This window comes from Geobacillus sp. WSUCF-018B (genome assembly GCF_002809985.1).
Taxonomy (GTDB): Bacteria; Bacillota; Bacilli; order Bacillales; family Anoxybacillaceae; genus Geobacillus; species Geobacillus thermophilus.
On the sequence record NZ_PIJF01000001.1, the window covers coordinates 1 to 13,622 of the forward strand.

Genomic DNA, 13,622 nt, shown 5'->3' on the forward strand with positions numbered 1-13,622 from the left:
GATGTTTTACGGTTACAACGTTTCCTGTAACCAACTCCATACATCGAGTAGCCGTGATTGGAGTGCCTTTATTGAACGGTTTTCTCCACGCCTTTATTCGATCATACACAAAAGAAAGGGGGGAACGCGCATTCCTCTCCCACTTACTCCCTTTGGTCGTTGAAGTGGGAGTCTCCTGCGCGAAATAGGATGAAACACGACATCGCCGCCAAACTGCTTCAAATCGGGGCAGTCGCCCTGCAGCCGAACGAGCCGTTTACATGGTCTTCGGGCTTGAAATCGCCGATTTATTGCGACAACCGCCTGACGCTCGCTTACCCCGACGTGCGCCGCACGATCGCCGACGGCCTCGCCGAACTCATCCGCACCCATTTCCCTAAAGCGGACCTCATCGCCGGCACAGCGACCGCCGGCATCCCGCACGCCGCCTGGGTGAGCGAGCGGCTTGAGCTGCCGATGTGCTACGTCCGCAGCCAGGCGAAAGCGCACGGCAAAGGAAAACAAATTGAAGGCCAAGCCGAACCGGGCCAGCGCGTGGTCGTTATCGAAGACTTGATCTCGACGGGCGGCAGCTCGCTTGCGGCCGTCCGCGCCTTGAAAGAGGCGGGCTGCGAGGTGCTGGGCGTCGCCGCCATTTTCACATACGGGCTCGAAAAAGCGAAACAGGCGTTTGCCGCAGAGAATTTGCCTGCCTACACGCTTACGGACTACAACACCCTCATCGAAACGGCCGTTCGCCTTGGCGCCGTCAGCGAACACGATCTGGCGACATTGCGAAAATGGCGGGAGAATCCGGAGGAGTGGGGGAGCTAAAAGAGGAAAAGAGGAGCGCGGACCAAAGGATGGTTCGCGCTTTTGTCATGGACGAAGCGGGGAGATGACTCACTCGCCATCGGCGTCATTCCATGGGGAAAAACGGAGTGCGACAGCGTCTAATGTCGTCAATATTTCGTGGGTTTTCTGAACATGAGCAAGTTTCGCTCACCACCAAGCATGAACATAACCATTCGTGGATGGTTATGTTCACAGAAAAAACGGGTGGCTTGGCATTCAAATAAAATGATCATTTACAGCATTTCGCTTAGTGGTCACGATCATCATCACAAGCAACCATTCGCATTCTCCATTTCACCTACAAATATTTTACTCACACCTGCGGATTTCCCTGCTGGCAATCAAGATTGGAACCGTGCCGCCGTTTCGATTCAACCTTCCAAGCCAATTGATAAAATCGATATATCCGCTGTCTTCCGCGGCAATTACACGGGAACGGTATGGTTTGACGCGATCCGTTTAATGGAAGGAAACGTCGTGACGAAAAACAAGTATGATGCCAGCGGAAATGATGTCACGGAAGAAGTGGATGAAGAAGGCTATGTGGCGAAAAAGAATTATGATGCCGTAGGAAACTTGTTAAGCGAGTACGATAAGAAAGGAAACAAGAAAGAGTACACGTATGATTGAAGAAGGGATATCTGACGTTAAAAAAGTTTTTCTATCCTGAAAATACCCGAACTTCAAAATGTGCAAGGTTTCAGAGTTCGACATAGCGGCATTTTCATCCCTTCGATGGTGACGAAATCTTTTTGTCATAAAGTGAATTTTCATCTCATGATGTACAATGAACGGGTATAATATGTTTAAAAGGATCCATCTTCCTTGAAAGGAGTGAAAACGTTATGGATTTTGTAAGAGTAATCAAAAACAGCAATGACTTAGAAAAGATCATCGATTTGCCTCAATCATTAAAAAATAGAAAAGTGGAAGTCATTATTCTTCCTTATGCAGATAAAGAAGATTTGGAACAGCCAAAAAAAAGGAATCTAAGAGGGGCTCTGTCCAAATATAAAAATGAGACTTTGCAAGCCCGAGAAAGCGATGCTTGGTCTAAAGCTGTGGTGGATCAATATGAAAATCATTGATGCGAATATTATTTTAAGATATCTGCTTAATGACCATGATGAGTTGTCGGGCAAAGCCGCAACGATTATTGAAGATAACAAAGTATTGTTGCTAAGAGAAGTAATCGTTGAAGTTGTTTATGTTCTTGAAAAAGTGTACAACGTAAAAAATGACGAGATCAGCGATATTCTTTTAGAATTGCTCAAATACGATAATATCGAGGTGGATGATATCGAGGTCGTAGAGGAGGCGCTTGCTCTGTTTGGCAAAAGGCGCTTGGACTTTGTCGATACCCTTTTATACGCTTATAACAAAGTGAAGGGATATCAAGTGTATACTTTTGATAAGAAGTTGGATAAGATGCTTGAGGAATAGCCGGCCATTACGGCTGTTGCGTTCTTCTTTTGGGGAATATGTAAGCGACAAAGGAGAAGATGCCGATGTCCTTGCCTCGGTTTTCCAATGTGTCGTACGAGCAATATTGGGCGTTGCGGGAACAAAGCGATGAGTGGCTTGAATATATTGATGGCGCTGTGTATATGGCTCCGTCGCCAAGCATCAAGCATCAGCTTGTTTCGAGCAACCTTCATACCGAATTGGGCCTTTATTTTCGTGGGAAGCCGTGCAACGTGTTTGCGGCGCCGACCGATATCGAACTGGCTAGCGACAAGTTTCCCGATCGCAAAGTCGTCATTCCGGATTTAAGCGTTATTTGCGATTCAAAAGGGTTTACGGAAACGAAGTATGTCGGCGTGCCTACTCTTATCGTTGAGATCTTGAGCCCTTCCAACCAGGCGCACGATTTAGTGACCAAATTCAATTTGTATATGGCGTACGGTGTGAAAGAGTATTGGATCGTCAATCCGATGAAAGAGGCGATTACCGTCTATACGCTGAACGAGGAAGGACTGTATGAGCAGGCGGATGTGAAAGCGGGAACGGGTGTGGTGCAGTCGGCATGCTTTCCTGGGCTTGAAGTGGCTCTTGAGGATGTGTTTCGTTGAGACGGATGGCGAGACGTGCATGGAGTTGCATTCGTGATGGCGGCTTGTGGTTGACTCGACAAGTTTGCAAAGCGGGCTGTCCGTAAGGCCAATGCAGCTGGTCTTACAGACAGCCCGCTGTCTTTTATGCGGCACTAGACCGTTTCGGTTTGCGGGAGTTCGCGCAAATCGCCCGATGCCGTGTTGGGCGGCCATTGGGGCGCGTTTACGATGGTTTCGCCGCTTGTTCTTTTTGCCTCTGTTTCATGGTGCGGACGAGTTCTTCATCCGGTGTGACGTAGAGCGTTTGCTCGTTTTCGTAAATGACAAATCCCGGCTTGGCGCCGCTCGGTTTTTTTACATAGCGGATGCGCGTGTAGTCGACAGGCACGGAGCCGGAATGGCGCGCTTTGCTGAAGTAGGCGGCAAGATTCGCCGCTTCCAAGAGCGTCTCGTCAGACGGCTGCTTGCTCCGGATGACGACGTGCGAGCCGGGAATGTTTTTCACATGCAGCCAAACATCGTCCTTATGGGCCAGCTTTGTTGTGAGATAATCGTTTTGTTTGTTGTTTTTGCCAACGAGTATTTCCGTGCCGTCGCTTGCGACGTAGCGGTCAAGCTCGGGTGCGGTTGGTTTGCGCTTTTTTGCTCCTTTCGCCGCGCGCGGGCGCAAATAGCCTTGTTCAATGAGCTCGTCGCGGATTTCCTCGACATCTTTCGGCGAGGCGGTTTCGAGCTGGCTTAAAATCGTGTCGCAATAGGCGATGTCTTCTTTCGTCCGCTCGATTTGTTCTTGTACGACGGCGAACGAGTTTTTCGCTTTTTGGTATTTTTGAAAGTACTGTTGCGCGTTCTCGGACGGCGATTTTTGCGGGTCGAGCGGAATGGTGATGGTGCCTCCGTTTTCGTCGTAGTAGTTTGCGACCTCGATTTCCGTCATGCCGCGCTTTATGGCGTACAAATGGGCGGTGAGCAGTTCGCCGTACAGTCGATAAACGTCGGCTTTCTTTGCTTCTTCGAGCGTCTGTTCGAGCTTTAGGAGCTTTTTCTCGTTTTTCGCCTTTTCGTTCGCCATGAGACGCTCGATGTCATGCGCTTGCTGCTTGACGCGGTCGCGCTCGGCCTTGCCGAAATAAAAGCGGTCCAATAGCTCGCTTGCACTCGCAAACGGTTGGCCTTCGGTTTTTATGTGCGTAAGCGGCAACACGTAAAACCATTCTTTTTCCCCGTTCGTGTACATCATCGGGGCAAAGCGGCGGTGCCGGACGTCATCGATGAGCGAAAGAAAGCTTTTTGGCAGCGTCGTCCGGTTGGCGAGTCCAGCGCGGAACACCGCCTCATTGGCAAATAGCGGCGAAATGCCGCTGAAGGTGGAAACGAGCTGATGGGCGAGCTTGCCGGCGTGAAAGTCGATTTTTTTCAGCACCGTTTCTTCCGTCGCTTCAAGCGGGTTCAGCTTGCCGTGCGTCGGTGGGGCGACGTACGGATGCCCGGGAAGCACCGTCCGGTAGCGGTTGACCGACGGCGGCAAATGTTTCAAGCTGTCGATGATCGTGTCGGTCGATGCATCAACGAGGATGATGTTGCTATGGCGGCCCATCACTTCAATGATGAGCCGCTTTGTCTGCACGTCGCCGAGTTCGTCGCGGCCTTTTGTGTCCATGACGATGATGCGGTCAAAATCGACTTGGCGGACCGCTTCGATGACGCTTCCTTCCAACTGTTTGCGCAGCCGCATGCAAAACATCGGCGGCTCGGATGGGTTGTTGTACGTTTCGTTTGTCAAATGGACGCGGGCGTACGTCGGATGCGCCGACAGCATCACTTTATGGTTATGGCCCCGGGCGCGCACAAGCAGCACGATCTCATACGCCGACGGCTGGTGGATTTTCGTGATCCGCCCGCCCGCAAGCGCCTCTTCGAGTTCACCGACAATGGCGTACGTAAACACTCCGTCAAAGGACATGGAAAACACCTTTCTATTTCGTTTGTTTGCTATTTCGATCTTACCATACGACCCGCCGTTTTGAACATTTCTTTGAATATTACCTGAAGACGGACGAAGATGCCCGACGAACATGTTGCATAAAATGGGGAGGCCCGCTTTTTTGACACGATTTTTTCCCTTATGGGGGAGATGGCGTGGCAAAGGGCCCCACGACTCCTTATGTTTGTGTCGCTAAACATCATGGCGGGGACTATCATTTTTTGGGACATGTATGAATAAGCATAGAGAAGCGGGAACGGCGTGCGAAAAAATGGAAGGACGGAGGGAGACAGATGCAATGGCATACGCTCGCGGCAAGCGATGTCGCGCACGAGACGAAGACGAATGTCAAGACCGGGCTTACTGCGGCGGAGGCGGAAAAACGGCTGCGGCAGTTCGGGTACAACGAGCTGGCGGAAGGGAAGAAGGAGTCGGCCATCGTTGTCTTTTTTCGCCAGTTTCAAGATTTTATGGTGCTTGTGTTGCTTTTGGCGACGGTGATTTCCGCGTTTTTAGGCGAGTATGTGGATGCGGTGGCGATTGTCGTCATCGTGATCATGAACGCCATCCTGGGGTTTATCCAGGAGCGGCGGGCGGAAAAGTCGCTTGCCGCCTTAAAACGGTTGTCCGCTCCACAAGCGGTTGTGTTGCGCGGCGGGGAGTGGGTGAAAGTCCCCACGCGCGAGCTTGTTGTCGGCGATGTGGTGAGACTTGCAAGCGGCGACCGGGTCGGGGCCGACATCCGCTTGATTGAGGCGGCCGGCCTGGAAATCGAGGAGTCGGCGCTGACGGGCGAATCAGTGCCGGTGGCCAAATCCGCCGCCCCGCTTCATACAGAACAGGCGTCGTTGGGCGATTTGCACAATATGGCGTTTATGGGGACGCTCGTGACAAGAGGGAATGGGGTCGGGATTGTCATCGCCACTGGGATGAAAACAGCGATGGGACAAATCGCAACGATGCTCGAAGAGGCGGATGCGGGGGCAACCCCGCTCCAGCGCCGGCTCGAGCAGCTTGGGAAAATTTTGCTTGTCGTCGCCTTGGCGCTGACGGCAGCGGTCGTGGCCGTAGGTGTCATTCAAGGGCACGACCTGTATGAAATGTTTTTGGCTGGTGTGTCGCTCGCGGTCGCCGCCATTCCGGAGGGGTTGCCGGCCATTGTGACGGTCGTCTTGGCGCTTGGCGTGCAGCGGATGATCAAACGAAACGCCATCGTCCGCAAGCTTCCGGCGGTGGAAACGCTCGGCTGCGCTTCGGTCATTTGTTCCGACAAAACGGGGACGATGACGGAAAACATGATGACCGTCACGCAAGTATGGGCAGGCGGGCGGACATTTGCGGTAAGCGGCGTTGGTCTTGAAACGGATGGCGAGTTTTCTGAACGCGGCCGGACGGTTGATCCGAACCGCGTTCCCCAGCTCGCTCGCCTGTTGACAATGGGGGTGCTTTGCAACGGTTCGGAGTTGAAAGAGGAAAACGGCCGGCGTTACGTCGACGGCGATCCGACGGAAGGAGCGCTGCTGGTCGCGGCGGCCAAAGCTGGATTGGCGAAAGGAATGCTTTTGCGTGAGTACACGATCGAACAGGAGTTTCCGTTTGATTCCGAGCGGAAAATGATGACGGTCATCATTCGCGACCGGAACGGGCGGCGGTTCGTTGTGACGAAAGGGGCGCCCGATGTGCTGCTTGAGCGGGCGGACCGCCTGGAATGGAACGGGCGCGAGCAGGCGCTGACCCCGGCGTGGAAAGAGACGATTGAGAAGGCGATTCGCCAGATGGCGTCTTCCGCCTTGCGCACGATTGCCATTGCGTATCGGCCGCTTGCGGAAACGGAGCGGATCGGATCGGAGAAGGAGGCGGAGACGAAGCTTCGGTTTCTCGGCGTCGCCGGCATGATCGATCCGCCGCGGCCGGAGGTGAAGCAGGCGGTGGCGCGATGCAAAGAGGCGGGGATGAAAACGGTGATGATCACCGGGGATCATGTGTTGACCGCAACGGCCATCGCCAAACAGCTTGGCGTGCTCCCGCCCGGCGGAAAAGTGATGGACGGGGCGACGTTATCGCGCCTGTCGGTCGACGAGCTCGAACGCGAGGTCGATAATATTTACGTGTTTGCCCGCGTCTCCCCGGAGCATAAGCTGAAAATTGTCAACGCCTTTAAGCGCCGCGGTCATATTGTCGCCATGACCGGCGACGGGGTGAACGACGCGCCGGCGTTGAAAGCGGCGGATATCGGCGTCGCGATGGGCCGGTCGGGGACGGAAGTGGCGAAAGAGGCGGCGTCGCTCGTGCTGCTTGATGACAACTTTGCGACGATTGAGGCCGCGATTGAAGAAGGGCGCAACATTTACGAAAACATTCGCAAGTTTATCCGCTACTTGCTTGCCTCGAACGTCGGGGAAATTCTCGTCATGTTGTTTGCGATGCTACTTTCGCTTCCGCTGCCGCTCGTGCCGATTCAAATTTTATGGGTGAATCTCGTGACCGATGGGTTGCCAGCCATGGCGCTTGGGCTCGACCGTCCGGAGGAAAATGTCATGAAGCGGCCGCCGCGCCGTCCGGATGAAGGGGTGTTCGCCCGCGGGCTCGGCTGGAAAATCGTAAGCCGCGGCTTTTTGATCGGCGTTGTTACGCTGGCTGCGTTTCTGACCGCCTATGAACGGAGCGGCGCGGATCTCGTTTACGCTCAGACGGCGGCGTTTGCGACGCTTGTGTTGGCCCAATTGATCCATGTGTTCGACTGCCGCTGCGATCGTTCGGTTTTTGACCGCAGTCCGTTCGGCAACATGTATCTCGTTGCAGCGGTGATCGTGTCGCTGCTGTTGCTGCTGGTCGTGATCTACTACCCGCCGCTGGCTGCCGTGTTCCATACGAAGCCGCTTGCGGCCGTCGATTGGCTGCTCATCATCGGTTTGTCCGCCTTGCCGACCTTTTTGTTTGCCGGCTCGCTTTTTACGAGAAAATAAAAGGATGGATATGTTATAATAAAAAAGGTGATAGAGGAACGCTCTATGACCTTTTCTTTTTCATCAACGACGCAACGGATGTGATGGCATGGTTTACAGCATGACTGGTTTTGGCGCGAGCACGAAAAAAACGGACCGCTTGACGGTGGCGGTGGAAATGAAATCGGTCAACCACCGGTTTTGTGAAATTTCCATTCGCCTCCCTAGACAATGGCTCGTGTTTGAGGATAAAATAAAAAAAGCAATTTCACCGTACGTGCGACGCGGAAAAGTGGAAGTGTTCGTCACGATCGCCGGAGAAGGGCTTGTGAAACGGAGCGTACATATCGATTGGGATTTGCTTGGCCAGTATTGGGCCGGAGTGCAGGAAGCCGCAAAGCGATTTGCCATTGACGGCAGCGTGACGGCGGCCGAGCTGCTTCGGCTTGATGGGGCCGTCGAAGTGGTGGAAGAGGAAGGAGCGAACGAGCAGGTCGAGCCGCTGCTTTTGGCCGCTGTCGATGAAGCGGCAAAGGAACTTGTGGCCATGCGCCGGCGCGAAGGGGAGGCGCTGGCCGCGGATTTGCGCGCCCGCCTTCATGAAGTCGAAGCCGGGGTGGAAGTCATTGAGCAGCGGGCGCCGCTTGTAGTCGAGCAATACCGCGAGCGGCTTGCGCGCCGCCTGCGCGAATGGGCGCCTTCTCCGGTTGATGAAGCGCGGCTGCTCACAGAAGTGGCGGTGTTTGCGGAAAAGGCGGACATTCATGAGGAATTGAAACGCATCCGCAGCCATTTGGCGCAAATGACGGACGTCCTTGAGGCGGACGAACCGATCGGGAGGAAGCTTGACTTTTTGGTGCAAGAGCTGAACCGCGAAGTGAACACGATCGGCGCCAAGGCGAACGACAGCTTGATCGCCGCGCAAGTCGTTGAGATGAAAAGCGTGCTTGAGAAAATGCGCGAGCAGGTGCAAAACGTGGAATAAACCGTTTAAGGCGGCTTGCCGGCGGCAAAACTATGACATATGGCAGGTGGGCGCGTCATGATGAGATTTATTAACATTGGGTATGGAAATATGGTGTCGGCCACCCGCATCATTACGATTGTCAACCCTGATTCGGCGCCGATTAAACGGATCATCCAAGATGCGCGCGAAAGCGGCAAGCTCGTTGACGCGACGCACGGCCGAAGAACGCGCGCGGTCATCATCACCGACAGCGATCACGTCATTTTATCGTCCGTACAGCCGGAAACGGTGGCGAACCGCTTGTACGGAAGCGATGATTTCTCCGAGGAAGGGTAGGGTTTTCAACGTTGAAAAGCGAACGTGGATTGTTAATCGTCATGTCAGGGCCGTCCGGCGTTGGCAAAGGGACGGTGCGCAAAGCGCTGTTTTCGCGCCCGGACATCAAACTTCATTATTCGGTGTCGGTCACAACACGCAAGCCGCGCGAAGGCGAAGTGGAAGGCGTCGACTATTTCTTTCGGACGCGCGAGCAGTTTGAACAAATGATTCGGGAAAACAAGCTGCTCGAATGGGCCGAGTATGTCGGCAACTATTATGGGACGCCGATTGATTATGTGGAAAAAACGCTCGCCGAGGGAAAAGACGTGTTTTTGGAAATCGAAGTGCAAGGAGCGATGAAAGTGCGGCGGGCGTTTCCAGAGGCGCTCTTCATTTTCTTGGCCCCGCCAAGTCTCACGGAGCTTGAAAAGCGGATCATCGGACGCGGCACCGAGTCGAAAGAGCTGATTGAAAATCGGCTGCGGGCGGCGAAAGAGGAGCTTGAAATGATGGATGCGTACGACTATGTCGTGGAAAATGATGAAGTCGAGCTCGCCTGCGAGCGGATCAAGGCGATTGTCACGGCTGAGCATTGCCGGCGCGAACGCGTCGCCGAGCGATATAAACGGATGTTGGGGGTGGAATGACGATGCTGTATCCTTCCATCGATTTGCTGATGCAAAAAGTGGACTCCAAGTATAAGCTTGTCACGGTGGTGGCCAAACGGGCACGCGAGTTGCAGGACGGTGCGGAGCTGATGGTGAAAAAGCCGGTGTCGAAAAAATTTGTCGGCCAGGCGCTCGAGGAAATTGCCGGTGACAAGGTCGAATTAGTGGAAGAGGAAAAATAACAACCTAGCTTTAGGTTGTTATTTTTTTCAATGTCGGGGGGTGGCCAACATGATCAAGGGAAAACATATTTTGCTTTGTGTGACCGGGGGGGTGGCGGCGTACAAGGCGGCGGTGCTCACCAGCCAGCTCGTCCAGCGCGGCGCAGAAGTAAAAGTGATCATGACAGAAGGGGCGTGCCAGTTCATTACACCGCTCACGTTTCAAGCATTGTCGCGCCAGGAAGTGTATGTCGATACATTTGCCGAAAACAACCCGGCCGTCATCGCCCATATCGATTTGGCGGACTGGGCGGATCTCGTCCTCGTTGCGCCGGCGACGGCCAATACGATGGCGAAGCTGGCCGCCGGCATCGCCGATAATATGGTGACGACGACGATTTTGGCGACGAAAGCGCCCGTCTGGATCGCTCCGGCGATGAACGTTCATATGTACGAGCATCCGGCCGTTCGGGCGAACATGGCGCGGCTCTGTGAGTTCGGCTACCGGTTCATCGAGCCGTCGGAAGGCTATTTGGCGTGCGGCTACATCGGCAAAGGGCGGCTGGAGGAGCCGGAGAACATCATCGCCCATATCGAGCGCTTTTTTGCCGGTGATCCGCCGCTGTTTCGCGGGAAGCGTGTGCTTGTCACCGCTGGGCCGACGCGGGAGAGGCTTGATCCAGTCCGCTATTTCTCCAACTATTCGAGCGGCAAAATGGGCTACGCCATCGCCGAAGCGGCGGCCCGCTTCGGCGCTTCGGTGACGCTCGTCTCCGGACCGACGGCGCTCCCATCGCCCGATGGCGTCGAGACGGTGGCGGTTGAATCGGCGGAAGAAATGTATGAAGCGGTTTTGTCTCGCTTTGCGGAAACGGACATCGTGATCAAAGCGGCGGCGGTCGCCGATTATCGGCCGAAATATGTCGCAGCTTCCAAAATTAAAAAGCAGCCGGGCGGTTATGTCGTCGAGATGGAGCGGACGGTCGATATTTTGAAGGCGCTTGGCGAGCGGAAAACGGGGCAGATTTTGGTTGGATTTGCCGCTGAGACGGACAACCTTGAGCAGTATGCGTTAAAAAAACTGGAAGAAAAGCGGCTCGATATGGTCGTCGCCAACAATGTCACCGAAGAAGGCGCAGGGTTTGCCGGCGATACGAACATCGTCACCATCTTCCGCCGCGACGGCGTCGTTCGGCCGCTGCCGCTCATGACAAAACGCGAGGCGGCCGAGGAAATTTTAAAAGAAATACACGCCTATATCGAGGGGATTCGATGAAAGTCGCCTCCGTGATTGTCGATGTTCCGTCCCGGCAGACGGACCGCCCGTTCGATTATGCGATCCCGGAGCGCTGGCAAGGCGTCATCCAGCCGGGCATGCGGGTGACGGTGCCGTTTGGGGCGCGGCGCTTGCAAGGGTTTGTCGTCGAGGTGAAAGACCATTCCGACATCAAGCAGCTGAAACCGATTGAGCATGTGCTTGATGTCGTGCCGGTGTTAAACGAAGAGCTGCTGGATCTTGGCCGCTATTTAACGGAAACGACGCTCTGTTTCGCCATCTCGGCGTACCAGGCGATGCTGCCGGCGGCGATGCGGGCGAAATATGAAAAAACGCTCCGCTTGACGGATGAACGAAATCGGGAAGCATTGCCGGACGACCTAAAGCCGCTGTTTGTCCATCAAATGGAAGTGGCTTGGAAAGACATTGAAGCCGCCAGCTTATGGCGGGCGGCGCAAAAAGCGGTGCAACAAGGTGTGCTTGAAGCCGTTTACGAAGTGAAAGAAAAAGCAGGCAAGAAAACGGTGAAGCATGCGCGTTTGGCCGTTCCGGACAAACAGGCAAACGACGCGCTGGCGGCGCTGCCTTCAAGGCAAAAGGACGTGCTTTCGTTTTTGCTTGAAAAAGGGGAAGCGGTGCCGGTTGCCGAGCTGCAAGCGGCGCTTGGCGTTTCCTCAGCGCCGCTGAAAGCGCTCGTCGACAAAGGATTGGTGGTGCTGAACGATGTCGAGGTGTACCGCGACCCGTACGAACATCGCACGTTTCAGCCGAGTGAGCCGCCGGCGCTCACTCCGGCACAAGAAGCGGCGTTGGCGAAAATCGCCGCTTCGGTGCGCGCCGGAGAGCACCGCACGTTTTTGCTTTACGGCGTCACCGGGAGCGGGAAGACGGAAGTGTACATGCAGGCGATCGACGAAGTGCTGCGCCAAGGGAAAGAGGCGATCGTCCTTGTCCCGGAAATTTCACTGACGCCGCAAATGGTCGAGCGGTTTAAGGGGCGGTTCGGTCCGAAGGTGGCAGTGCTCCACAGCGGGCTGTCCATCGGGGAAAAATACGACGAATGGCGGAAAATTCACCGGAAAGAAGTGCAGCTTGTCGTCGGTGCGCGCTCAGCCGTGTTTGCCCCGTTTGAAAACTTAGGGATGATCATCATCGACGAAGAACATGAGACGAGCTATAAGCAAGAAGAAATGCCGCGCTACCACGCGCGCGATGTCGCCATTTACCGCGCCCGCCGCCACAGCTGCCCGGTCGTGCTTGGCAGCGCCACCCCCTCGCTTGAGACGTTCGCCCGCGCCGCCAAAGGGGTGTACGAGCTGCTTGAGCTGCCGGAGCGCGTCAGCCGCCAAGGTTTGCCGTCGGTCCATGTCGTCGATATGCGCGAGGAACTGCGCAGCGGCAACCGCTCCATGTTTTCACGCCGGCTGCTTGACGGGTTGCGTGCTCGGCTCGAACGCGGCGAGCAGGCGGTGCTGTTTTTAAACCGGCGCGGCTATTCAACGTTTGTCATGTGCCGCGGCTGCGGCTACGTCATCCGTTGTCCGCATTGCGACATCTCGCTTACGTACCATCGCGCCGGCGAGCGGATGAAATGCCATTATTGCGGGCATGAAGAGCCGCTTGCCCCCCGCTGTCCGTCGTGCGGAAGCGAACACATCCGCTTTTTTGGCACTGGCACGCAAAAAGTGGAAGAAGAACTGACGAGGTTGCTGCCGAAAGCGCGCGTCATCCGCATGGATGTCGACACGACCGGCCGCAAAGGGGCGCATGAAGAGCTGCTTTCCCGTTTTGCCGCCAAGGAAGCCGATATTTTGCTCGGCACGCAAATGATTGCCAAAGGGCTCGATTTTCCAAACGTCACGCTCGTCGGCGTGCTGGCGGCTGACACGATGCTGCATTTGCCCGATTTCCGCGCCGCGGAAAAAACGTTTCAGCTGCTGACACAAGTGAGCGGGCGCGCCGGACGGCATGAGCTGCCGGGTGAAGTCGTCATTCAGACGTACACGCCCGACCATTACAGCATCGAGCTTGCCGCCCGCCATGACTATCGCGCCTTTTATCGGCGGGAGATGATGCTGCGCAAAGCGCACGGTTATCCGCCGTACTACTACTTGACGCTCATCACGGTCGCCCACCAGGAAGCGCCGGCTGCCGCCAAGACGGCGGAAAAAATCGCCGCCTACATGCGCAAACAGCTGTCAAACGAGGCGGTCGTTCTCGGTCCGGTCGCCTCGCCGATCGCCCGCCTTCACGATAGATATCGTTACCAGTGCATGATAAAATACAAACGGGAACCGAATGTAACGGCGGCGCTCAAAGCGGTCATCGACCGCTACCAAGCCGATGCCGCCCATGGCGGAGCGGCCATCACCGTCGATACGAACCCGTATATGATGATGTGAAAATGGAGGAAAT

At 55.1% G+C, this 13,622-nt stretch carries 13 protein-coding genes; 12 read left to right on the plus strand and 1 reads right to left on the minus strand.

From position 1 onward, the window contains the following. Positions 1-189: 189 nt before the first annotated feature. From pyrE to CV944_RS00030, 5 genes are all read left to right on the plus strand, one after another. Complete coding sequence (pyrE, locus tag CV944_RS00010; protein WP_100658892.1) at positions 190-813, plus strand: orotate phosphoribosyltransferase; 624 nt, start codon at positions 190-192, stop codon at positions 811-813. 153 nt (positions 814-966) lie between these two features. Further along, positions 967-1,464 (plus strand): RHS repeat domain-containing protein, encoded by a 498-nt coding sequence (locus tag CV944_RS17545; protein ID WP_190304882.1) that lies wholly within the window; start codon positions 967-969, stop codon positions 1,462-1,464. Between the two features lie 215 nt (positions 1,465-1,679). After that, the gene (locus CV944_RS00020; RefSeq protein WP_011230660.1) at positions 1,680-1,922 is read left to right on the plus strand and encodes a hypothetical protein; all 243 of its coding nucleotides are present in this window, start codon (positions 1,680-1,682) and stop codon (positions 1,920-1,922) included. Then, the gene (locus CV944_RS00025) at positions 1,909-2,277 is read left to right on the plus strand and encodes a type II toxin-antitoxin system VapC family toxin (protein WP_033012322.1); all 369 of its coding nucleotides are present in this window, start codon (positions 1,909-1,911) and stop codon (positions 2,275-2,277) included. The genes CV944_RS00020 and CV944_RS00025 overlap by 14 nt, the downstream gene beginning before the upstream one ends. Before the next feature lie 65 nt (positions 2,278-2,342). Continuing rightward, positions 2,343-2,906 carry a Uma2 family endonuclease gene (locus tag CV944_RS00030; RefSeq protein ID WP_013145802.1) on the plus strand — a complete coding sequence of 188 codons (564 nt, stop codon included), beginning with the start codon at positions 2,343-2,345 and terminating at the stop codon, positions 2,904-2,906. Between the two features lie 205 nt (positions 2,907-3,111). Here CV944_RS00030 and CV944_RS00035 read toward each other — a convergent pair whose 3' ends face one another. Beyond that, positions 3,112-4,851: an Rqc2 family fibronectin-binding protein gene (locus CV944_RS00035; RefSeq protein ID WP_100658893.1), complete on the minus strand. Its 1,740-nt coding sequence runs from the start codon at positions 4,849-4,851 to the stop codon at positions 3,112-3,114. A 314-nt stretch (positions 4,852-5,165) separates the two neighbouring features. Between CV944_RS00035 and CV944_RS00040 the strand changes: the two genes are divergently transcribed. The 7 genes from CV944_RS00040 (at position 5,166) to priA (ending at position 13,609) form a co-directional block, all read left to right on the plus strand. Next, entirely contained in the window at positions 5,166-7,838 is a 2,673-nt protein-coding gene (locus CV944_RS00040; RefSeq protein ID WP_100658894.1) for a calcium-translocating P-type ATPase, SERCA-type, read from the plus strand. Positions 7,839-7,926: 88 nt separating this feature from the next. Beyond that, positions 7,927-8,802: a YicC/YloC family endoribonuclease gene (locus tag CV944_RS00045; RefSeq protein WP_033016075.1), complete on the plus strand. Its 876-nt coding sequence runs from the start codon at positions 7,927-7,929 to the stop codon at positions 8,800-8,802. Between the two features lie 39 nt (positions 8,803-8,841). Next, a complete protein-coding gene (gene remA / locus CV944_RS00050; protein ID WP_033011206.1) occupies positions 8,842-9,120 on the plus strand; it encodes an extracellular matrix/biofilm regulator RemA in 279 nt (92 codons plus the stop codon). Positions 9,121-9,131: 11 nt separating this feature from the next. Continuing rightward, a complete protein-coding gene (gmk, locus tag CV944_RS00055; protein WP_080706534.1) occupies positions 9,132-9,749 on the plus strand; it encodes a guanylate kinase in 618 nt (205 codons plus the stop codon). A 2-nt stretch (positions 9,750-9,751) separates the two neighbouring features. Continuing rightward, positions 9,752-9,952 (plus strand): DNA-directed RNA polymerase subunit omega, encoded by a 201-nt coding sequence (gene rpoZ, locus CV944_RS00060; protein ID WP_011230668.1) that lies wholly within the window; start codon positions 9,752-9,754, stop codon positions 9,950-9,952. 49 nt (positions 9,953-10,001) lie between these two features. Next, positions 10,002-11,207, plus strand: coding sequence for a bifunctional phosphopantothenoylcysteine decarboxylase/phosphopantothenate--cysteine ligase CoaBC (gene coaBC / locus CV944_RS00065; protein ID WP_100663722.1), 1,206 nt, complete (start codon positions 10,002-10,004; stop codon positions 11,205-11,207). Further along, positions 11,204-13,609 carry a primosomal protein N' gene (gene priA, locus CV944_RS00070; protein ID WP_033011200.1) on the plus strand — a complete coding sequence of 802 codons (2,406 nt, stop codon included), beginning with the start codon at positions 11,204-11,206 and terminating at the stop codon, positions 13,607-13,609. Before coaBC ends, priA begins: the two co-directional genes overlap by 4 nt. Positions 13,610-13,622: the final 13 nt, after the last annotated feature.